Annotated in this window: 24 protein-coding genes and 1 riboswitch; of the genes, 5 read left to right on the top strand and 19 right to left on the bottom strand. The window is 50.8% G+C overall.

Annotation, left to right across the window (positions count from 1 at the left end; translation table 11 throughout):
- Positions 1-30 precede the first annotated feature (30 nt).
- From PAEVO_RS31610 to PAEVO_RS31600, 3 genes are all read right to left on the bottom strand, one after another.
- Entirely contained in the window at positions 31-1,209 is a 1,179-nt protein-coding gene (locus tag PAEVO_RS31610; RefSeq protein ID WP_100541417.1) for a NupC/NupG family nucleoside CNT transporter, read from the bottom strand.
- An 80-nt stretch (positions 1,210-1,289) separates the two neighbouring features.
- Complete coding sequence (deoC, locus tag PAEVO_RS31605; RefSeq protein ID WP_100541416.1) at positions 1,290-1,955, bottom strand: deoxyribose-phosphate aldolase; 666 nt, start codon at positions 1,953-1,955, stop codon at positions 1,290-1,292.
- Between the two features lie 393 nt (positions 1,956-2,348).
- Positions 2,349-3,284, bottom strand: coding sequence for a sugar-binding transcriptional regulator (locus PAEVO_RS31600; protein WP_100541415.1), 936 nt, complete (start codon positions 3,282-3,284; stop codon positions 2,349-2,351).
- Here PAEVO_RS31600 and PAEVO_RS33595 point away from each other — a divergent pair.
- Entirely contained in the window at positions 3,283-3,471 is a 189-nt protein-coding gene (locus PAEVO_RS33595) for a hypothetical protein (RefSeq protein ID WP_133120364.1), read from the top strand. The two genes, PAEVO_RS31600 and PAEVO_RS33595, sit on opposite strands and share 2 nt — an antisense overlap.
- Here the strand turns inward: PAEVO_RS33595 and PAEVO_RS31595 are convergent.
- Complete coding sequence (locus PAEVO_RS31595; protein WP_100541414.1) at positions 3,459-4,193, bottom strand: ThuA domain-containing protein; 735 nt, start codon at positions 4,191-4,193, stop codon at positions 3,459-3,461. The two genes, PAEVO_RS33595 and PAEVO_RS31595, sit on opposite strands and share 13 nt — an antisense overlap.
- A gap of 298 nt (positions 4,194-4,491) precedes the next feature.
- On the opposite strand from PAEVO_RS31595, the gene PAEVO_RS31590 reads away from it, so the two are divergent.
- Positions 4,492-5,370, top strand: coding sequence for an AraC family transcriptional regulator (locus PAEVO_RS31590; protein WP_100541529.1), 879 nt, complete (start codon positions 4,492-4,494; stop codon positions 5,368-5,370).
- A 503-nt stretch (positions 5,371-5,873) separates the two neighbouring features.
- Here the strand turns inward: PAEVO_RS31590 and rnhA are convergent.
- Both rnhA and PAEVO_RS31580 read right to left on the bottom strand, forming a co-directional pair.
- Complete coding sequence (gene rnhA / locus PAEVO_RS31585; protein WP_100541413.1) at positions 5,874-6,536, bottom strand: ribonuclease H; 663 nt, start codon at positions 6,534-6,536, stop codon at positions 5,874-5,876.
- A 28-nt stretch (positions 6,537-6,564) separates the two neighbouring features.
- Entirely contained in the window at positions 6,565-6,789 is a 225-nt protein-coding gene (locus PAEVO_RS31580; RefSeq protein WP_100541412.1) for a hypothetical protein, read from the bottom strand.
- 248 nt (positions 6,790-7,037) lie between these two features.
- Between PAEVO_RS31580 and PAEVO_RS31575 the strand changes: the two genes are divergently transcribed.
- On the top strand, positions 7,038-7,997 hold the full coding sequence (locus tag PAEVO_RS31575) for a helix-turn-helix transcriptional regulator (RefSeq protein ID WP_100541411.1): 960 nt from the start codon (positions 7,038-7,040) through the stop codon (positions 7,995-7,997).
- A 76-nt stretch (positions 7,998-8,073) separates the two neighbouring features.
- The gene (locus PAEVO_RS31570; protein WP_100541410.1) at positions 8,074-8,595 is read left to right on the top strand and encodes a DinB family protein; all 522 of its coding nucleotides are present in this window, start codon (positions 8,074-8,076) and stop codon (positions 8,593-8,595) included.
- Between the two features lie 138 nt (positions 8,596-8,733).
- Here PAEVO_RS31570 and PAEVO_RS31565 read toward each other — a convergent pair whose 3' ends face one another.
- Genes PAEVO_RS31565 through ehuB form a run of 9 tightly spaced genes read right to left on the bottom strand, consistent with a single transcriptional unit; the run spans position 8,734 to position 15,465 of the window.
- On the bottom strand, positions 8,734-9,264 hold the full coding sequence (locus PAEVO_RS31565; protein ID WP_100541409.1) for a DUF2179 domain-containing protein: 531 nt from the start codon (positions 9,262-9,264) through the stop codon (positions 8,734-8,736).
- Positions 9,261-10,169: an ectoine hydroxylase gene (gene thpD / locus PAEVO_RS31560; protein WP_100541408.1), complete on the bottom strand. Its 909-nt coding sequence runs from the start codon at positions 10,167-10,169 to the stop codon at positions 9,261-9,263. Before thpD ends, PAEVO_RS31565 begins: the two co-directional genes overlap by 4 nt.
- Before the next feature lie 14 nt (positions 10,170-10,183).
- Positions 10,184-10,576: an ectoine synthase gene (locus PAEVO_RS31555; protein WP_100541407.1), complete on the bottom strand. Its 393-nt coding sequence runs from the start codon at positions 10,574-10,576 to the stop codon at positions 10,184-10,186.
- On the bottom strand, positions 10,573-11,865 hold the full coding sequence (ectB, locus tag PAEVO_RS31550) for a diaminobutyrate--2-oxoglutarate transaminase (RefSeq protein ID WP_100541406.1): 1,293 nt from the start codon (positions 11,863-11,865) through the stop codon (positions 10,573-10,575). Before ectB ends, PAEVO_RS31555 begins: the two co-directional genes overlap by 4 nt.
- 16 nt (positions 11,866-11,881) lie before the next feature.
- On the bottom strand, positions 11,882-12,394 hold the full coding sequence (gene ectA, locus PAEVO_RS31545; RefSeq protein WP_100541405.1) for a diaminobutyrate acetyltransferase: 513 nt from the start codon (positions 12,392-12,394) through the stop codon (positions 11,882-11,884).
- Positions 12,395-12,419: 25 nt separating this feature from the next.
- Positions 12,420-13,277: an ectoine/hydroxyectoine ABC transporter ATP-binding protein EhuA gene (ehuA, locus tag PAEVO_RS31540; RefSeq protein ID WP_100541404.1), complete on the bottom strand. Its 858-nt coding sequence runs from the start codon at positions 13,275-13,277 to the stop codon at positions 12,420-12,422.
- A 13-nt stretch (positions 13,278-13,290) separates the two neighbouring features.
- Positions 13,291-13,953 (bottom strand): ectoine/hydroxyectoine ABC transporter permease subunit EhuD, encoded by a 663-nt coding sequence (ehuD, locus tag PAEVO_RS31535; protein WP_100541403.1) that lies wholly within the window; start codon positions 13,951-13,953, stop codon positions 13,291-13,293.
- 2 nt (positions 13,954-13,955) lie between these two features.
- Positions 13,956-14,609, bottom strand: coding sequence for an ectoine/hydroxyectoine ABC transporter permease subunit EhuC (gene ehuC, locus PAEVO_RS31530; protein ID WP_100541402.1), 654 nt, complete (start codon positions 14,607-14,609; stop codon positions 13,956-13,958).
- Between the two features lies 1 nt (position 14,610).
- Entirely contained in the window at positions 14,611-15,465 is an 855-nt protein-coding gene (ehuB, locus tag PAEVO_RS31525; protein WP_100541528.1) for an ectoine/hydroxyectoine ABC transporter substrate-binding protein EhuB, read from the bottom strand.
- A gap of 350 nt (positions 15,466-15,815) precedes the next feature.
- Positions 15,816-15,963, bottom strand: a riboswitch (cyclic di-AMP (ydaO/yuaA leader).
- Between the two features lie 489 nt (positions 15,964-16,452).
- Here ehuB and PAEVO_RS34770 point away from each other — a divergent pair.
- Entirely contained in the window at positions 16,453-17,364 is a 912-nt protein-coding gene (locus tag PAEVO_RS34770; protein WP_279300492.1) for an exosporium glycoprotein BclB-related protein, read from the top strand.
- A 58-nt stretch (positions 17,365-17,422) separates the two neighbouring features.
- Here PAEVO_RS34770 and PAEVO_RS31515 read toward each other — a convergent pair whose 3' ends face one another.
- From PAEVO_RS31515 to PAEVO_RS31500, 4 genes are all read right to left on the bottom strand, one after another.
- Positions 17,423-18,166 carry an SDR family NAD(P)-dependent oxidoreductase gene (locus tag PAEVO_RS31515; protein ID WP_100541400.1) on the bottom strand — a complete coding sequence of 248 codons (744 nt, stop codon included), beginning with the start codon at positions 18,164-18,166 and terminating at the stop codon, positions 17,423-17,425.
- A 188-nt stretch (positions 18,167-18,354) separates the two neighbouring features.
- Complete coding sequence (locus tag PAEVO_RS31510) at positions 18,355-18,966, bottom strand: flavin reductase family protein (protein ID WP_100541399.1); 612 nt, start codon at positions 18,964-18,966, stop codon at positions 18,355-18,357.
- Positions 18,953-19,915 (bottom strand): ring-cleaving dioxygenase, encoded by a 963-nt coding sequence (locus PAEVO_RS31505; RefSeq protein ID WP_100541527.1) that lies wholly within the window; start codon positions 19,913-19,915, stop codon positions 18,953-18,955. The genes PAEVO_RS31510 and PAEVO_RS31505 overlap by 14 nt, the downstream gene beginning before the upstream one ends.
- 232 nt (positions 19,916-20,147) lie before the next feature.
- Positions 20,148-21,227: an AI-2E family transporter gene (locus tag PAEVO_RS31500; RefSeq protein WP_100541398.1), complete on the bottom strand. Its 1,080-nt coding sequence runs from the start codon at positions 21,225-21,227 to the stop codon at positions 20,148-20,150.
- Positions 21,228-21,371 lie beyond the last annotated feature (144 nt).

The raw sequence follows: 21,371 nt of genomic DNA, 5'->3' as shown, positions 1-21,371 counted from the left end.
GCTCGCTTGTAGTAGTCCTTCAAACCTGGCTTACAGGAACAGTCCGGTAATCGTGGCCGACAGCACGCTCACCAGCGTTGCGCCGTACAGCAGCTTGAGACCGAAACGCGCAACCACGTTCCCCTGCTTCTCGTTCAGGCCTTTGACCGCGCCGGCAATGATGCCGATCGAGGAGAAGTTCGCAAAGGACACCAGGAATACCGATACGATACCCACGGTGCGTTCGGACAAATTCGTGAAGTTGGCCAGATCGAGCATCGCAACGAACTCATTCGATACCAGCTTCGTAGCCATGATGCTGCCTGCATCCACTGCTTCTTTCCAAGGCACGCCCATGACAAAAGCAAATGGAGCAAAAATATATCCTAACAGCTCCTGGAAGGTGATTCCGAAAATCATATCAAAAATGCCGTTGATCATCGCGATTAAAGCAACGAAACCAAGGAGCATTGCTGCAACGGTAATCGCTACCTTGAAACCGTCCATGATGTACTCGCCCAGCATCTCGAAGAAGGATTGCTTCTCCTCTTCCTGCACCTCCAGGATATCCTCTTCCTTATCCACCTTGTAAGGATTGACGATGGAAGCAATGATAAATCCGCCAAACAGGTTCAGTACAAGCGCGGTCACCACGTACCGTGGCTCGATCATGCTCATGTAAGCCCCGACGATCGACATCGATACCGTGGACATCGCGGAAGCACAGAGCGTATACATGCGGTGCTTCGGAATTAAGGCGATCTGTTTTTTTACCGAAATAAACACTTCGGATTGCCCCAAGATCGCTGAAGCTACCGCGTTGTAAGATTCCAGCTTACCCATGCCGTTGACTTTACTCAAGACGAGACCGATATATCTTACGATAAACGGCAGTACCTTAATATATTGAAGTATACCAATCAATGCGGAAATAAACACGATCGGCAGCAAGACGTTCAGGAAGAACGGACCCGCACCTTCATTCGCAATGCCGCCAAACACAAACTCGATCCCGGCTCCGGCGTAGTCAAGCAGCGCTTTAAACGTATTCGCTATCCCTTTAACAAGATACTCGCCGACATTGGTGTTCAGCAGTATAAATCCAAGGATCAGCTGCAGCACAATCATGACAGCCAGCGGACGGTAACGGATGTGACGCTTATCATTGCTGATAAGGAACGCAAGACCGAATACGACCAGCAAACCTAGTATGGCGATTATATATTTCATCGTCGTTGTTCCCCCATAGGTGATTTTTTTGATATGACACGGCTATAGAATCATCGAAAACCGGATATTCACAAAAGCATTTAGTAGGAAGAGCTGGATTGGCCGCCTTCCATAATTTTCACGCCGGAGCTGGCACCGATCCGCGTTGCCCCCGCTTCGATCATGCGGTCCATATCTTCCTTGCTGCGCACGCCGCCGGAAGCCTTCACGCCGATGTTCTCGCCAACGGTTTTGCGCATCAAGGCTACGTCTTCCGGCGTCGCCCCGCCAGTCGAAAACCCTGTTGACGTCTTCACGAAGTCGGCTCCCGCTTGCACGGACAGCTTGCATGCACGAACCTTTTCTTCCTCCGTCAGAAGGCTTGTCTCAATGATGACTTTAACCAGGGCTTTGCCTTTAGCTGCATCCACTACAGCTTGGATATCTTTCAACACGAGCTCATCATTGCGATCTTTGAGCGCTCCAATGTTGATGACCATATCAACCTCCGTAGCCCCGTTAGCAATAGCGTCCTTCGCTTCATAAGCTTTTACCGCGGATGTTGCAGCTCCCAGAGGGAAACCGATAACCGTGCATACTTTGACGTTGGTGTCCGCCAGCTGCTCAGCACAGTAGGATACCCAAGTCGGGTTCACACAAACCGAAGCAAACTCGTACTTTTTGGCCTCTTCTGTAATTTTCGTAATCTCGGCTTGGGTTGCATCCGCCTTCAAGAGCGTGTGGTCGATCATTCCTGCTATATTCATCTGGTTAAAACACTCCTTAAACTGTTTTTTAATAATCTTGTAAAAGCGCTATCATAACGCTTAATCCTTTAGACGGGACCATCATATCACAGCCTTGAACATATGTAAAACACATATTGAAAATATGTTCATTCCGATTTATGGCAATGATATTTATCATTGTTGACTAAAACGACAATTGATCATTCAGGAATAATCTAACAATTCACTACGTTTACTATGCTCTATACCCGATCAGGGTAAACATAATCAGATAATAAGACCCGTTTCCTGTTATGACAGCTATTTTTAACGCATTAAAAAACACCTCATCCAGGAGAGCGCGAAGCTGTAACGGCTTCTAATCTCCCTAAAACGAGGTGTCTATAAAATATCCAAATCAAGTTGAGCATTTCATGATAACAAGGCTTGCGCCGTAAACTGGTCCGTCACCAGGATGTTTGCATACTTGCCGATCAGCGCAGCTCGAATGGCATCTACCTTTCGCTGCCCGCCTGCCACGAGAATGGATTTCTCCTTGTGCCTGAGATCATCCAAATCGATGCCTACCGTACGATTGTTAATATCCTCGCTGCACACCGTGCCCTCCGCATCAAAAAAACGGGAGCAAATATCGCCCGCGCCGATCCGCTGCAGCAGTTTCTGTTCTTCCTTGCTAAGATAGCCGAGCCTGAACAGCAGCGCGTCCTCATGAACGGTACCCACCGTGAATATGGCGATGTTGGCTTGTTTGCCTAATTGGATAATCCGCTGGATATGCCGGTCCCTCTCCACCATTTCTTTCAGCTCGGTAGTGTCAAAGATGACGGGCAGCGGCAAATATCTCGCCATCGTGTGGTATGCCTCGGCAAAAAGATTGACGATCTCTGCGGCATACGTGTTCACATGCGAATGGCTGACGCCGCCCTTCAACTGCACGACCTCGACGCCCCGAACGGGCTTCTGCTGCAGCTGAAGCGCCACGGCATGCATGGTCGTTCCCCAGGTTACGCCGATAATATCGGCATCCTGGACCGTTTCATGCAGGTAATCGGCCGCCCTTTTGCTGATATGCTTCTGGATTTCGCGGTATTCATTGATGGGAGAGTAACTCACCAGCACCTGTTCCAATCCGTACTCCTTCTTCACCCTTTCGCCCAAAGCGTCCAGGTCCTCGAGAGGGTCCACAATGCTGATCTGCACGTAGCCCTGCTCCTTGGCGTGCTGAAGAAGCCTGGAGACCGTAGGACGTGAAACGCCGAGCTTTGTCGCGATATCCTGCTGGCTGTAATCCGACATATAATACAATCTTGCTGCCTCGATGCTAAGGCGCTGTTTATCCTGATCCATGATCCAACCCACTTTTATTTATGTCGTAACCGAATTGGGTACATTATACATTGTTCTTAGGCGGATTTCGATAGCCGCCGTTATGATCAAAATAAACAAGCGCACGATCAACGGTCGTATTCCTGACATCTCAGGCAATACAACGTTGACGACGGACGCTTGCAAGGGATCGGCCTATACCGGCTGAACGTATTCGAGCGGAGATACCCGGCCATAGGAGGTCTTGGCGCCTTGGATCGGCGCCGCCCAGGCGACGGCATTGGTAATTACCTGTTGAATTTCAGGTTGATGGTAAGTAGGGAATGCTTCATGACCCGGTCTAAAATAGAACAGCTTCCCGCGTCCGCGCTTGTAGCAGCAGCCGCTGCGGAATACCTCCCCGCCTTCGAACCAGGAGACAAACACCAGTTCATCCGGTGCCGGGATCTCAAAGCGCTCCCCGTACATTTCCTCCTGCGGAACCTCGATATATTCTCCAAGTCCGCTAACGATCGGATGGCTGGGATCAATGACCCACAACCGTTCCTTCTCACCGTCATCGCGCCATTTCAGTGCGCCTGTGTTGGTGCCGAGAAGGCGCTGGAAAATCTTCGAGCCGTGGCCGGAATGCAGCACGATGATCCCCATGCCGTCCAATACGCGCTGGCGCACTTTTTCCACGATATCATCCCGTACTTCGCCGTGAGCCACATGCCCCCACCAGATCAGGACGTCCGTTGAAGCAAGTACTTCATCTGTTAATCCGTGTTCCGGATCATCCAGCACGGCCGTGCGTACGTCAAATTGTGTGTCCTTCTCCAGAAAATCAGCAATCGTCCGGTGGATGCCTTCGGGGTAAATCTTTGCGATCTGTTCATTATGTCTCTCGTGCCGGTATTCATTCCATACCGTTACATTGATAGTAGCCAAGAGTATGGCCTCCTTTAATATTAATTAATATCCTACGCTCTTCCGTCCAGCTGGAAACCGTCGTTCTCTGGTTCTTGTTTGCATCCCCGTAACGTTGTATCCAGTGCATGACCATTGCCGTTAACCACATCGATAAAAGCCTGCAGCTGATCTCCGCGGAAAGACGTCCGTAAGACCTCTTATACATTCATCCCAAGTATAGGCTGTGTTACAATGAACGGGAATGTGTGAAAGTTACTCTTTTTGTACAAAAACGACTTCACGTTTTTTTGGGGAGAGGGTGGAATTCGTGCTATCGATGAACGCGGACTATGTGCCAAGAATCAAACTGATGGGATTTGTCTCCTACAAGAACCCCTGGATTCATTTCAAGCGGAACACACACGAGTATATTCTGTATTTCGTGAAGAGCGGCGAGCTTCATATGCGGGAGAACGGCGTTTCCCATGTGCTCAAGAAAGGCGACTTGCTGGTGCTTGAACCGCATCTGGACCACGAGGGAACCCAGAAACATCCCTGCGACTACTACTATATTCATTTTGAACACCCCGATATTCATCATGCGCCCGAGCGCCCCTTATCCTTGCTGGCCAAACAATGGATCATGGGCGAGAACCAGACGACCGGCAAGGATGACAACAGACAGCTATATTTCCCCAAGACCTGCACGCTAACCCAGAAAAAAAGCCTTCATCATATGTACCATGCTCTTGGCGAAATGCTGCAGCTGTACAGACGAAAGCACTTTAACCGCAGTTTGACCGCACTCAAATTCATGGAAATGCTGATCGAACTGTCCCGCGAGAGCCTATTCGATGAGCTGGAGAAGAACAGCCCGCACACCAAGTCCTATATGAAGGTGCATGCGCTCCTTGACTACATCCATGAACATTACGCCGAGAAAATCATCAGCTCGGATATCGAACAGCGCTTCGAATGCAATTATGATTACATCAATCGGGTGTTTGCCAAGCTTACCGGACATACGATCATGCGATATGTGAATCAGGTACGAATCAATCATGCGAAGGAATTAATCGAGGCCACGCACCTCAGTTTCGGAGAGATCGGGTATCTAACCGGCCTGGAGGATCCGTTTTATTTCAGCAAGGTGTTCAAAAAATACGTCGGCATGTCCCCCAATCAATACTATAAGCAGGTCCGTGAGAAGGAATAAGGTTAAACGTGCTCGTCGCTGGCTCCCGGTATAAAGGTCATCGTATCGTGAATAGATCCACAGCAAGCGCTGCGCCTGACCTCCGGCCTTGGGGATAACCGTCTCCTCCCTCGAGTTTAAAGGGGAGTTATGCTTGCACTTCTCCACATTTGTTCACAAACGCTGGATAACTTCCATGAAATATAAGATCGAAATTGGATGTATGCGGAACGAACGGGGATAATGTTTATAACTCTGTGTATAACGAACTCATTCATCATGTTATGCACAGTCCTTTGGATGTGAAGCAAGCGTCCTTCGTTTGAATTATCCACATGCTTCGATTTGGACTTTTTTGCATTCGAGCCCTAAATCAATGGAGTATCAAAAAAAAGCGAAAACAGGGAAGCCCTCCCTGTCTTCGCTTTATAATTGTAAGGGTGCCGCCCAGTGGCAACAAAAACGTCGATATCAAACCTACGGCTTGATATAACTTTGAACGGTTTCCTTCTGCTATCCCTCATTTATTTGCGTCCGTAATCGGCCTTTATTTCTCCCCAGCTCTTCGTTTGCCATTTCAGCACCTTGTTCTCATATGTATTGGTACGGAGCCAGTGCTCAGCCCGGTCCACCAGATCCCAGATCTCTTTGGTGGACGCATCGCGCGGCAGCGTGGAGACCACCTTCTTCTGCTTCAGCCATTTGAGCGCATTCATGGAATCGCTGTACACCGTCTTGGTGCTGCCGATTTTCTTCAGGTAAGCCAGCGCGTGAACGATAGCCAGAAACTCGCCGAGATTGTTCGTCCCCTTCGAAATCGGTCCGCACGAGAACAGAATATCTCCCGTCTGCGTATCCACGCCTTTGTACTCAACGGGTCCGGGGTTTCCCCGCGTCCCGACATCTACGGAAATGCTGTCGTAATCGATCTCGCCCGGTTCGTCCGCGGCAGATGGGCTGCTTCGCTTGTAGTTTTTGGAGCCTGAGCTGCCCGATTTGCTTCCGGACTGCTGCCCCCAGTAATTTTTATAGCCTGCCGCATAAGCCTGTTCCGCTTCGCTCCGGGATTCGAACGCCTTGAACTTCGCGCCTGTAAACTGATTGACCTGCTGCTGGCAGTCGCCCCAGCTTGTATAAATTCCGGGCACTTTACCTACCCAGACTACATAATATTTTTGCTTCGCCATCATAAACCTCCATCCTGAACTAACCTCTCTAGCGTACTATATCACATCCTCCGAAACCAACAAAAAAAGCGCCATCGTCTCCGATCCGCTTTCTGTGTTTGATCTTATTCCATTGTTCCTGTTTGGTCGGCCTCACTCTCACATGCTGTGACAGCGCACTGTAATCTTCGTTGGTCTTTCTCATCGAGACGGCTGACCATGTTCCGGCACGTTCCGCTTTGCGGAGCGCTTTTTGCGTTTTGGTACGGGCCATGAGGCTCACACTCCTTGTATTATGGAATTCCCTTATATTGTACGGCAAAAGAGGCGGGAATGGAACAAAAGTCGCTCAGGATCCGCCACTCCGCATGAACGATCCCTGCAGTATATTCCTTCTCGTTAATCATAGTAGAGATTTCATTTTCCGACTCATCCTGTTTCTCCTCTCCTTACTTAATAAAACCTATGATATAATACGGAATCATTGGAGAATAGATCCAATTATGATAGGAGAGTGTACCGATGAAACTGGAGCGGCTCATTTCCATGATTTACATGCTGCTGAACAACGAGATTCTGTCGGCGTCTGCCCTGGCAGAGAAATATAACGTGTCTCAGCGAACCATATACCGCGACATCGATGCGATCTGCGCAGCTGGCATTCCGGTTGTATCCTACCAAGGGGTGAACGGCGGGTATGGCATTATGGAGCAATACAAGATGGACAAAAGCTTGCTCGGCTCCTACGATGTCAGCGCCCTGATCACCATCCTGCACAGCATGTCAACGGTGTTTGAGGATGAACGGGCCATGGATACCATTCAGCGTCTGCAGACCATTGATCGTTCCGCCAATTCCGCATCTCAGGGATTGTCCATGGATATCGGGAGCTGGCGCTCTTACAACGAAATCCTCCGTCTCCTTCGCCGCGCCATTACCGATAAACATGTGATCTCCTTTCAATACATAAGCGCCAAGAATGAACGCATTCACCGTAAAGTCGAGCCCCTGCGACTCATGTATAAATTCGGATCCTGGTATCTGTACGGTTTCTGCAGAACAAGGGCCGATTACCGCGAATTCCGCATTTCGAGAATGTCGGAGCTGTCCACATCCGCCGAGCCCTTTCAGCACCAGCATTCGGAGGAGCACACGCACGGGTCCCATCTTCAAGAGCAGAATCCATTCCACCGAGGGGAGCAGCACAGCTGGGAACCTTCACCCGATGCGATAGAAGTGATCCTTCACGTATCCCCCCGTGCCTTGGCCAAAGCGATGGATCAATTCTATGATGTACAGCGGGAATTTCATGATGACGGCTCGCTCCGTCTCACGTTCAGGGTCGAACATCCGGATTCCTGGTGGTTCTGGTCTACCCTGCTGAGCTTTGGCGAGGATATCGAGATCATTGAGCCCGCTGACTTAAGGACGCGCATGCAATCCAAATTAGAAAAAATGCTGCAGGTTTACGCAAAAGTATGACAGTCCGCTGTCATACTTTTTTATTTACAATGTTCCCAAGAAAGCAAAAAACACGAAGCCAAAGGGGACGATCACGATGAACTATCCTGTAAAAATGTATGAGTACCATGTATGGGCCAACCAAGCGATATTCAACCGGCTGCTGGAGCTGCCGGGCGAATTGTACAACCGGAAAATAACGAGCATTTTCCCAACCGTATCCGAAGCTTTGATTCACATCTACACGGCCGATATCGGATGGATGAACATTTTGTCCGGGATGGACATGAGCCTTGCTTTAGCAGAAGCCTTCCAGCTTCGGGAGGAGCTTGAGGCCATTTCACTGGAGGATCTAAACCTCCGGTTTATCGAACTATCAGAGCGATTCACGGCCTTTCTCCGCCAGCAGCCTGATATGGAGCAGATGATCCGATTGGATAATCCTTATGCCGGCATCCGGGATACTCGCCTATCCGAGATCATACTGCATGTCGTGAACCACGGCACCTACCATCGTGGAAATATTGCCGCCATGCTGCGGCAGCTCGGAAGCTCCTCTGCGATGACCGACTACGCTTTTTTTTGGTACCAGAGTGAACCGGAGTTGGTTCTTACCTAAATGACTCACTGCATATCGGCAATCGTCCCTGATCCGGAAATTCCCCCCTGTTAGCATGCAGACAAATGCCGCACCGAAATAAGCCTGCTTCAGAACCGGGTTCCGAAGCAGGCTTTCCTGTATCCTATTAAAGGCGCTCTACAATTTGCGTCCTTCCGTCAATCGTACCCAGAATCCGCCTTTAAAGCTTTTCGGTTCATGGGAGATAATGAACGCCTGCGGCGACATTTTGGATAGTGACTCCATCAACCGCCGCTCGTTCTTCCGTTTCACGAGAACTTGAAGCACGAGCCGTTTGCCATCCTTGCCATCCGCTTCCCAGGCGGTCACGCCATATCCCTTCTCCCGCAGGTTCATCGCCAGGTTCGTCTCAACGGAATTGACAATGACCTGTACCACGATATATCCAAGCGCCAAATACTCCTCAATCCGGCTGCCGGCATATACACCGAGGCCAAAGCCCAGGCAATAGGCCGCCATATTAAAGGGATTGTCCAGATTTTGCAGGACAAGATTGAGGCCGAGCAAGTAGACGAATACCTCGAGCATGGCCAGAAGGGAGGCGATCCCCCTTCTGCCTTTGATCATCAGAATCAGCCGCAGCGAAAAGATCGAGACATAGACCACGTTGATGCCGATGATGGAGCCGATAAGTGGCAGCGAGATCATAGAGAATCACGAGTGGCGATATACTCCGGTCTTGGCTTCTGGCCCGAATACGGCTGCTTGACCTTATTCTCCACGCTGTTATAAACCATAAAAATATTGCTCCGCGGCATCGGCGTGATGTTGCTGTTCGAACCGTGCATAATGTTGCAGTCGAAAATCACGATCGAGCCCGCTTTGCCGACAGGCGTGTCGATACCGCCTTCCTTCACCATCCGCGTCAGGCTGTCATGATCCGGAACCCCATACTCCTGCTTGCGCAGAGAATCCTTGAAATGATTCTCCGGCGTTTGGCCGATGCAGGCCACGAATTCCTTATGCGATCCAGGCACAACCATAAGCGGCCCGTTGAAGGGGTAATTGTCCTCCAAAGCAATGGAGCAGCTCAAGGCTCTCATGCGTGGCATGCCGTCCTCAACATGCCACGTTTCGAAATCGGAGTGCCAATAGAACTCCTTGCCCGTGAAGCCCGGCTTGTAATTAATCCGCGATTGATGGATATACGTCTCGCTTCCCAAGAGATATTCCATGATCGCCTGGAGCCTCGGATGCCGGGAGAGCTGCTTGAATACTTCATGACTCTCATGCACCGCAAATACCGACCGAACTTCGTCCCCGCCCGGCTCCCGGATCACCTCGTCCTTCTCTGAGTCCCGCGCCGTTATCTGCAGCCTGCGGGCCTCCTCCTGATATCGCGATAGCTCCTCCCGATCAAAGAAGCCTTCCAGAAATAAATATCCGTTGCGCTCGTAAAAGTCGGACTGCTCCTGCGTTAATGCAGCATCCGGCGTCCATTCGGAATATACAACAGGATCCTGTCTCTTTAAGATCCGGGGCTCCGGATGCAATCTTGAAGGATAAACGTCCAGTTCTTTTTCCTGAAGGGCCGACACATGATTATTACTCATCGCATATCATCTCCTTAGTCTGAAATTGGGGCAAGCAGCGGATAGGTTCCTTCTTCATCGTGAACTTCAGCACCGGTAAGCGGCGGATTGAATACGCAGACCATCCGCATTTGCGAACGTGCCCTCAAATAATGCTTCTCATGACCGTCCAGCGCGTACATCATCCCAGGAGATATCGCGTAGGTTTTACCCCCGATAACCTCGATTTCCCCCTCCCCTTCGATGCAGTACACGGCTTCGACGTGGTTTTTGTACCAGATCAGCGTCTCCGTTCCGGCCTTGATAAGGGTATCATTGAGAGAAAAGCCCATGCCATCCTTGGTCAGCAGCAGCCTTCTCGAATTCCATGTCTGGGTATCGATATCGTCCTTGGTATCCACGATCTCTTCCAAATGTTTAACAATCATGACAACCTCTCCTCTGCAGCTAATTGTTTCATACTGTTCTCAAATATCCCCAATCCCTGTGCCAATGTGTTCATTTCTATCGTCAGCGGCGGCATCAGCTTCGCTACCTCGCTATGCGGGCCTGACGTTTCCATAATCAGTCCTTGCTCAAAGGCCATTTCGGATAGCCTTCCTGCGAGCTCCGGCTTAGCAAAAGCAACCCCTTGAATCATGCCTCTGCCGCGAATCTCGCCGCCGAGCTGTGGGTAATCCTTCACAACGCCTTCCAATGATTGGCGGATCCGATTCTCCCGAATGCCGATATCGAGCTGAAAATCTTTTGTTTTCCAATAATTCAGCGCTTCGGCCGCGGCAACGAATCCGAGATTATTACCCCGGAAGGTACCGTTATGCTCCCCCGGCTCCCATCTATCGATCTCCGGTTTGATCAGCGTAATCGCCATCGGCAGGCCAAAGCCGCCAATCGATTTTGAGAGACATACGATATCCGGCACAATGCCGGCATCATCAAAACTAAAGAACGGCCCGGTTCTGCCGCAGCCCATCTGGATATCATCCAGAATAAGCAGCATCCCCTTATCCTTGCAGATGCGCGAAAGCTTCTGCAGCCATTCCCGACTGGCGGCGTTCAATCCGCCTTCCCCCTGCACCGCCTCGACGATCACGGCGGCCGGAAGCGGAATGCCGCTTCCCGGATCATCCAGAAGCTTCTCCATATATGCCATCGTATCCACGTCGTTGCCAAAGTAACCGTCATACGGCATAAATACCGAATGGTTCAGATCCACGCCGGCGCCTTGACGCTTGAAGGCATTGCCGGTCACCGCCAGCGATCCCAGCGACATGCCATGAAAGGCATTCGTGAAGCACAGAACGGTGCTGCGCCCTGTCACTTTGCGGGCGATTTTGAGCGCTGCCTCTACGGCATTCGTTCCGGTCGGACCGGGAAACATCACTTTGTGATCCCACCCGCGCGGCTTCAGGATGACCTCCTGAAATCGGGTCAGAAAGGTTTCCTTCGCATCCGTAGCCATATCCAGGCTATGCGTGACGCCGTCCTTCAGGATGTAGTCGACCAGCTTCTCGCGAATCTTCTCATTGTTATGTCCATAATTTAAAGCGCCGGCTCCCGCAAAAAAATCAATGTATTCATTGCCCTGCGTATCCCACAGCTTTGCATTCCGGGCTTTGTCAAAAACGGTCTGAAAGCTCCGGCAATAACTTCTTACTTCCGATTCCAGCTTGTTAAACACGGTAAGCTTCGGTTTCTCCATGACTTGGTTGTCCATAGTTCCCTCCATTTGTTTAAATGTCATTGAAAAAGGGGCCAATCACGAATAACGGCTCATCTTCATGTGTCGTGCCATCCGGAAACATCTCGGCTCCATAACCTACCGTTACGGTGCTCGGAATGGATTTCTCTTCGGCATAACCGAGAAACAATCTGCGTGACGCCATATTGCTGGGCGATACTGTCGTTTCAATGAAACGGACGCCATGACATGCCTTCTGGTTCATGAGGCCTGTCAGCATCGCCTTCGCAATCCCCTGCCTCCGGTGCGAGCTTGCAACGGCCACTTGCCATACGAACAGCGTCTCCGGATTGCGGGGAGAACGGAAGGCGGAAATAAAACCAATGATATCCCCTTCATCCTCGGCGATCATGCAGGTATCATGGAAGTAATCTCCAAGCAGCATGTAGCAATAAGGGGAGTTCAGATCAAGTGATCCGGTGTCGCGTATAAGCTCCCACACCCGGGTGCCATCCCTTGCTTCCGGTCTTCGGTAAACAATTTCGGTTTCGGTATTTACAGCCATTCTATACAATCACCTCTTTCCAGAACTAATTTCCGTTGGAACGGAATCGCTGCAGGAAGCTCTGCAGCCGCTCGCTCTGAGGATCATCGAATATCTCCTCCGGCGTGCCCTGCTCAACGATCCTTCCGTCGGCTCCGAATATGACCCGGTCCGCGATTTCCTTCGCAAAATCCATCTCATGCGTAATCAGCATCATGGCCATTTCGCCTTCTTCGGCGATCTCCCGAATGACCTCCAGCACCTCGCCGACCAGCTCCGGATCAAGAGCCGAGGTGACCTCGTCAAACACCATCACCTTCGGCCGCATGACCAGCGCTCTGGCGATGGCAACCCGCTGCTTCTGACCTCCGGACAGATTGGACGGATACATCTTCAGCTTGTCGGCCAAGCCGACCTTGCCCAGCATGGAGACGGCCCGCTCCTCCGCCTCCTCCTTGGATAAACCCAGCACTTTGCGCGGGGCCTCCGTCACATTGCGAAGCACATTCATGTGCGGGAACAGATTAAAATGCTGGAAGACCATGCCGACATTGCAGCGCATCCGGTGCAAATGCTTTTCGTTGGCCCGAACCAGCTTGCCTTTCTCCTCCATATGCCAGAGCAGCTCGCCATCCACCTCGATGGTTCCTTCGGTGGGTTCTTCCAGCGTCATCAGCATCCGGCCCATCGTCGTTTTGCCCGATCCACTCGGACCGATCACAGCTACCTTTTCTCCCGGCTGCATTTCCAGATCGATGCCCTTAAGCACCTGGAGGTCACCAAATGACTTGGTCACGCCGGTATATTTTACAATCGGCTTTGTACCCGTAGCGGTAGCGAGACTTTTCTCCTGCTGCGGCTCCTTCGGCGCTTCCGCTTGCTCATCGATCACAACGGCATTCAATAGACTCCCCTCCTTATTTTCCACGCTGCAGATTCATACGCTTTTCCAGCCTTTGCACAAGCAAAGAGGCGATATAACTGATGATCAGGAACAGAATCCCGACCAGCGTATACGGCTCAAATGCGCGGAACGACTGCGACACGATATTTTTGGCCGTCAGCATCATCTCCACCAGCGTTATGGCGCATAGAATCGGCGTTTCTTTAAACATGACAATCAAATAATTGCCCAGTACCGGAATGATCGGCGGTACGGCTTGCGGCAGGATAATACTCCGCCAGGTTTGGGCTTTCGTGTAATTCAGTGCTGTGGCAGCCTCCCATTGTCCCTTCGGCACTCCCTCGATTCCGGAACGGTACACCTCGGAAAGATATGTGCTGTAATGCAGCCCGAGACCGATCACCCCGGCATAGAAAGCCGGAATGGAAATTCCCGTGAGGAGCGGCAGACTGTAATACAGGAAGAAGACCTGAACCAGCAGCGGTGTATTGCGAATAAATTCGATGATTCCTTTGGTTAGGAGCGACAACACCTTAAATCGGCTCCGTGTCGCAAAGGCAAGCAGCAATCCGATGATCAAAGCCACCGCGAAAGCGCAGAGCGTCACCCATACCGTCATCTTTAACGCATTCAAGAGCTGCGGCAGGATATCCCACACATAGTTCCAGTCCCACATGGCTATAACCTCCCCGCTGTCCATTTACGCTCCAGCAGTCGAACCGCCAGCGAGACGAGCGTAGCAATGACAAAATACATGAGGAGCAGCAGCACCAGAATCTCGGTCGTCCAGGAGATGTAATTGTTGCGGAGCACCATCGCCTGATACGTCAAATCCGCCATCGTGATGAAATAAACCAGTGAGGTGGATTTGATGAGTTCCACAAGCTGATTTCCGAAAGGGGGAAGCATTCGCAGGGACGCTTGAGGCAATATCACATTCCACAGCCTTTGCCAAGGCTTCAGATTAAGCGCTAAGGCGGCTTCCCACTGTCCTTTCGGAACGGCCAGCACGGCGCTTCGAACGATTTCCGAGCCGTATGCGCCGAAGTTCAGCCCGATCGCGAGGATCGCCGCCAGCATTTTCGGAAGCTCGATGCCGATGAACGGAAGGGCAAAATACAACCAGAACAGCTGCACCAGCAAGGAGGTTCCCCGAAAGACTTCCACGTACACGGCTGTCAACGTCCGGACGATCCACAGCTTCGACAGCCGGCATAATCCGGCTGCAAAGGACATCACGATAGCCAGTATGGCTGAAAAAAACGCGACGATAATCGTGATCTCTGCTCCTTTAAGCAGCGTAGGGAGAAAATCGATCCAAGAATTCGGCATGCTATTCCCCGCAAAGCGCGGCGGCCGTCATCTCACCCGGAAGCTCTTCTTCCGTGAACCCGAACTCTTGCAAAATTTCGAGCAACTCGCCAGACTCCTTCATTTTTTGCAGCTCCGCATTGTAAGCCTCCTGGAACTCGGTATCCGCTTGGCGAAAAGCCGTAGCGCCGTAACCGCGAACGCTCTCTCCGTCGATGACCGGCTGCTCGAAATCAGCCACGCGTTCGATGCTGTCGTCGTTAGCCGAATCCAGCATCGCCTGCAGGGACGGCCCCGTCATCGTAATCGCCTGCACCCGGTCTGCCTGGAGAGCGCTGATGGCCGAGGCCTGGTCAGGGACCTGTACGATCCGGTCCGTGGGAATACCAGACTTCTCCATATAGCCGATTTCGACCGCGCCGGTCATGACGGCTACCTTGGCCTGGTCATTCTTGGCAATGTCCTCATAGCTTCCGAGTTCCATCGGGTTCCCTTGCTTCACCGCAATGGCTTCCCCGATGCTGTACTCCGGATCGGCAAACAATACGGCAGAGCAGCGGTCCGGATTAATGAACATGCCTGCGGTAATGAGATCAAACCGCTCAGCCTGCAGTCCGGCAACCAGTGAACCGAATTCCGTAAGCTCTCCCCTCATTTCCTTGATCCCAAGCCGTTCCAGAATAACTCGGGCAATCTCAACCGCTTCTCCCGTCAGCTCCCCGTTGGCCTCTTTATAGGCATAAGGCTTCTCATTCGCAAAACCCACGGTGATATATCCCTGCTCTATGGCGCGATCCAGCGTACTCCCTTTGTCGCCGCAAGCCGCAAGCGATACCACCAAAATCAATGACAACATCAGTACAACGACTTTCTTCAAAACTTTTCCACAACCTTTCGTTATGACTTTGCAATTCTTAAAAAATGGCATGATGAAATAATCCTTGTTAATTTATATGTTAACTTGGATATAAAGACATTCAGATACCTTGCACGGGTCGGGGCTTCAGGGAAGATGATTCATCCATCTCCGTGCACGCTTTAACCCAATGCCGTCTGACCGATTCAATTGGTTCAACATTTGCCGACCTTGCCCCTCCTCTTTAGCAGAATACAAAAAGACCACCAAACAGGGGATCTAGACATAGCTCCGCCAGCAGGGGGTCAAAAAATAGAGAAAGGCCCCTATAGAGAATAAAGGGCCTTTGTTATGAAACATCCATTATGTATAAAAGACCCATCCACTGCTGACGAGGTTAGCTGACGGACTCGGGTAAGATGGTACCCTACACTCGTGATTCCAAGTGACTCGCCCCTGGTGAAACTGGTTCCCCCGCTTTCCGGAAAATGTATGCCGGAAACTAAGCGTGTGTTCATGATAAAGGGAAGTTCAGGAAAAGTCAAACCCCTTTAACCGCTTTTTTTGGAAATTTAGAGGCGGAAATGCCATTCTTCCAGGGTATATTACACACCGGAAAAATGCCTCATTCAAGCCTGTCCCCTTACCATTCAGGGGGGTTATTCCAGGCTTATTTTTCGCTATATAGCAGGCGTTTGACATGCCTCCCTTACTCGTTCATGTGATGGATAGTTTATGCCATGAATTAAACCCGGATTGTGAAAGCTTCCCCCATTACATGTAAGGCCTAATTTTTTTTTTGAAACGCTGCGTAATAAGCCTATGAACATCGTATGGAAATTTGAAATTCATCCTATGGTTTTTGCTATTCGTCAATAGATGAATGCCTTAAGGGCTAGCGTACATTCTGGAAATTATAGGTGGATATCTATCATTTGTACGCTATTAACCCATGCCGTACCGAGAGCACTTGCGTAGTATAAAACAAATCTAAAGGAGGTGCTTCATTTGGAACGTTCTTCTAGAAAGAGAAAATTATTGTGTGCTCTTAAAAAGATAGAGAAAGAAGTCATTCATGCGAAGAAAAAGAAATGCCCGTCTCATGGTCATGGTGGCCATAAAGATCATGTATGTGTTGTTAAAAAGCGCCGATGCCCAAGAGCTATCCGCGGACCTGTAGGTCCTCAAGGGCCTATCGGACCGGTTGGACCGGTTGGACCAGCTGGACCTATCGGGCCTGCCGGACCTGCCGGACCGACAACGGGTATTGCTGGACCAGCTGGACCTGCTGGACCTGCCGGACCGGCGGGACCTGTCGGGCCTGTCGGGCCTGTCGGACCTGCTGGAGCCGTCGGACCTGCTGGAGCTACTGGGGCTACTGGGGCTACTGGAGCAGCTGCCGGAGGAGCCATCATCCCATTCGCATCTGGTCTGCCACTTGCTCTGACTACTGTTTTGGGCGGATTGGTAGGTACAGTCGGTCTGGTCGGCTTTGGTATTTCCGGCCCTACCGTTACCCTCGCTGGTGGAACGATCGACCTTACGGGAGCAGCAGGTACTGCACTTGACTTCGCATTTAACACGCCACGAGCTGGTACCATCACTGCACTGTCTGCTACCTTTAGCACTACTTTGGCGCTTACCCTGACAGGAACCACGGTTACAATCACAGCCCAACTGTACAGTGCACCGGCTACGAGCAATACTTTCGCACCGATACCAGGCGCTCTTGTTACGTTGGCTCCGCCGCTCACAGGCATTGTAGGTCCCGGAACGGTAAGCAATGGCTTCGTAGAAGGCCTGGCCATTCCGGTGGCAGCCAATACCCGCTTGTTAATGGTATTCTCGGCAACAGCTGCTGGCGTAACTCTTGTCACTGCAGTCGCAGGTTACGGCAGCGCTGGTGTCAGCATTATATAAGTTTCGTCTTTCCTCCTGCAAACAAAGCCCCGATTGTTATATCGGGGCTTTGCTTCAATTATACGGCCGTATACCCGCCATCCACCAGCAAACTCGTGCCTGTAATGAAGGATGCATCTTCGCTGGCGAGGAACAACACGGCTTTGGCTACTTCTTCCGGCTGCCCCAAGCGGCCCATCGGATGAAGGCCGACCAGATGCTGCGTGATCGCTTCCGTTCTTCCCTTAATAAGCGGCGTATCGATATATCCCGGACATACGGCGTTGACCCGAATCCCTTTAGGAGCATAATCCGCGCTCATCGACTGGGTTAACAGCTTAACGCCTCCCTTAGCGGAAGCATAGGCGGTAACCCCCGCTTTTCCGACATGGCTATGGATCGAGCCGCAGTTTACGATCGCCCCTCCGGTTCCTTGGGATAGCATTTGCTGGATTACATATTTATCACACAGGAACACCCCTGTAAGATTAATATCAATCGTTCTTTGCCAGTTGTCCATCGACAACTGATCGGCAGGCGCATCATGAGCAATGCCTGCATTGGCGAACAATACATCAACACGGCCAAAATGCTCAACCGTCTGCTTCACCATATTCGTAACTTCCTGTTCTTGGGTTACATCCGTCTTAACGAACAGCGTCTCAAAGCCTGCTCCTCTTAATTCATCGGAAACGGCCTGTCCGCGGTCCGAATAATCCGCGATAACAACCTTGGCCCCCTCTTCTACAAAAAGCCTTACCGCTGCTTCACCGATCCCGCTGGCGCCTCCCGTCACAATGACAACCTTGGATTCAAACTTCATATGTCGATCACTCCTATATTGTGAATTCATCATATCGGCCCCACATTCATGTAGAATTTGCATATTCCAGGCAGGATATTCCACAAGTCCCGTTTCTTTCATGGACCAACGCGCTATCGAATAGCGGTACATGAACGCTTACAGCTTGATATTCGCTGCGTCCTAACCCTTATCCATCCCATCCGCTGTTATACGGGCCGCTCGACCGTAAACATCTCTCCCAGTGAAGAATAGATGTTTCCCGCCATACGGCTTACAGGCTTCAACTTGGCAGCGTCAATCCGGCCTTGCTCGTAAAGCTCCTCTGCAACATGGAAGCGGACTACGCGGGCAATCAGGAGATCGGCAGCAGGAAGCTGATCCGCGCCATTCAAAGTGACGGCCTGCTCCAACACACATTCCATGCGAATCTTGCATTCCAGAACGCCGGGAACTTTAACGACCTCGCTAACGACCGGGGTTAAATGGGTTCGGTCAAGCTCACTCTCATGCGGGGGCAGGTTCGCCGCCGTTTCGTTCACGGCTTCTACGGTGTCTTCGTCCACGATATGGATGACAAGCTCGCCGCTTTGCATGGCATTTCTCGCTGTATCCTTAGCCGTACCGTTCTTCCGCTGAACGGAGACGGACAGCAGAGGGGGATTGCTCGACAGAATGGAAAAATAGCTGAACGGCGCCGCATTCAGCACGCCATCCTCCGATAATGTCGTAACAAAGGCAATCGGCCGCGGAACAACGCTCCCGATCAGCAGCTTGTATATGTCCCGTTCGCTTTGGGTATTCGGGTCAATGGATATCACTTGAGTTGCCCCTCTCCTGTATTTTGACTTGTATAGGCTCCAGACCTTCCTCAATACGGGCTCGCTCCGGTTCAAACCAGGCAGGAAGCTTTAATTGTTCCCCGAGTGAGTCCAGATCTTCATCCACCGTAAATCCGGGCGGATCCGTTGCGATCTCAAACAAGATCCCCCCTCGTTCCCTGAAATATAACGCTTTGAAATAGTTCCGGTTCCTAATATCCGTAGGGTGAAAACCATGCTGCTTCACCCATTCGTGCCATTTGCCGTGCTCACCATCATCTTGGGCCCGCCAAGCGATATGATGGGTCGTTCCGGCACCTCCAGCGCCCAACGGGATGTCCCGCATCGGTAAATCAATCACGTTGCCGAAGGGCCCCGCAGACTGAAAACGTGCATAGTTAACGTCCTCTCCCATGAAGGTCAGCCCCATTACCTGCTCCAATGCTTTCTTCGTTTCCTTCCATTTGTTACTGAACAGGACCGCACCACCAAATCCCTTAATCGCTGTTTCCGGCGTCACATCGTCTACAGACCAGCTGCTCTTCGGTCCGTTTTCCCGCTCGACCAGCTCCAGAGAAAGTCCATCGCGATCGGAGAACTGAAGATAGTGTTCATTAAATCGGTATGCTTTCATGACAGGGACGCCGAAGCTCCGTAATCGCTGTTCCCAATACGGCAGGGCACCTGCAGGGACAACAAATGTTGTATACCCAACCTGCCCTCCTCCACGTCTCCCTCTTCGCGAGGCAGAAGACGGAAAGAAGGTAATAATGGTCCCCGGGTGCCCCTCCTCATCCCCGAAATACAAATGGTAAACCTCGGGCGCATCGTAATTCACCGTCTTCTTCACCATTCTGAGCCCCAGTACCCCCGTATAAAAATCAACATTTCTCTGCGTGTCCTGCGCATAAGCGGTAATATGATGAATGCCTGCCGTATGTAATGCCATATCCATCGCTCCCCATCGTTTCGTGTCCAGCCCAATATTTCCAAACTTGATTCCGTTCGTATAATTCAATCACACAATCTTTATATTTAATATCTTTAATTTAAGATTATATATTTTTCATATCATTGTCAAGCGCCCCTTCATACCTCGGGCATACAAAAAGCCGCCAAGAACGATTCCACGCTCTTAGGCGACTTCAGCAGCTAGCTTCGGCCACATATTTATCCCGATTCTATGCTTTTTGCCATTTTTCTTTAAAGAACAGCTGATACACTCTCGTTACGATAATCTTAATGATCATGTAAATCGGTACCACCAGCAGAATCCCTATAATTCCGCCAAGATCCTGTCCCACCAAAACCAAGATAATGATCGTAATGGGGTGGATTGCCAGCTGTTTGCCAAAAATATACGGACCAATCAGGTTATCCTGAATCTGTTGGGCGGCCAGGATGACAACAAGCGACCAGATCGCCGTCCCCGGGGACTGGATGAACCCGATGATCACAATCGGGATCGAGGATAGAATGGCTCCGATAAACGGTATGAAATTTGCAATGACCGCGACAACCGTCAGCAGCAGCGCATAAGGCAAACCAATAATCAGGAAGCCGATATACATCAAGACGCCCAGCGCCAGGTTGATGAGGACCCGACCCACGATAAACCCTTTGAGTGCATTATTGATTTCATCCAGCACCGAAGCTCCGACTTCCTTGAATCGGTTAGGCAAAAAGCTGACAATCATCTCCCCGAACTTCCCGCCTTCCTTCAGCATGTAGTACAGCATGATCGGGAACGTAAATAAAACGATGGCAAAATTCGAAACAAACGAAAACAGGTTCATAATATAATTCGTCAAAAACGTAAAGCCCTGGTTCAAATAATCGGTTAGCTGTGTAAGCGGATTGGCGTTCTCCGGAAATATATCCTTGAAGAAGCCGTTATTCTCCCATTCCTGAAGCTGCTCGCCAAGCTTAGCAAACAATGCGGGGGCATTCTGTACAAGTGCCACGATCTGGTCCCGCAGGGATGGCCATACGCCAATAATAAAACCTGTAAGTATGCCTGCAAACACGACATATAGGAGCAGGATGGCCAGCGAGCGATTTAGCTTGCGCTTTTCGAGAAAATCCACCAGCGGCCTGAGCAGGTAATAGAAGAATCCTGACAGCATCAACGGCACAAGGATGATCGAGAAGAACGAAAGTACCGGTCTGAATATAAAATCCACCAGCGATCCCAAATAAATAATAATGAGGACCAGGATCACGGCAAGACATAATTTGAAAAACTTGTTCATTTTCAGCAAAAAGCATGCCCCTTCTCCTATTTTTTTCACCATCGTATCATGACCATGTGTGCATACACAAATCGCTTGCGTCTGCACTGGCATAGGATGCCCGGAGCGTAACGCCATCCCCTTTATAACCATTCGGCTCACTTCATCCTGTCG

The organism is Paenibacillus sp. GM2FR, from assembly GCF_002803325.1.
Lineage (GTDB): Bacteria > Bacillota > Bacilli > Paenibacillales > Paenibacillaceae > Paenibacillus_AQ > Paenibacillus_AQ lautus.
The sequence above is the reverse complement of the archived record's forward strand: the minus strand, read 5'-3'. Positions and strand labels throughout refer to the sequence as shown.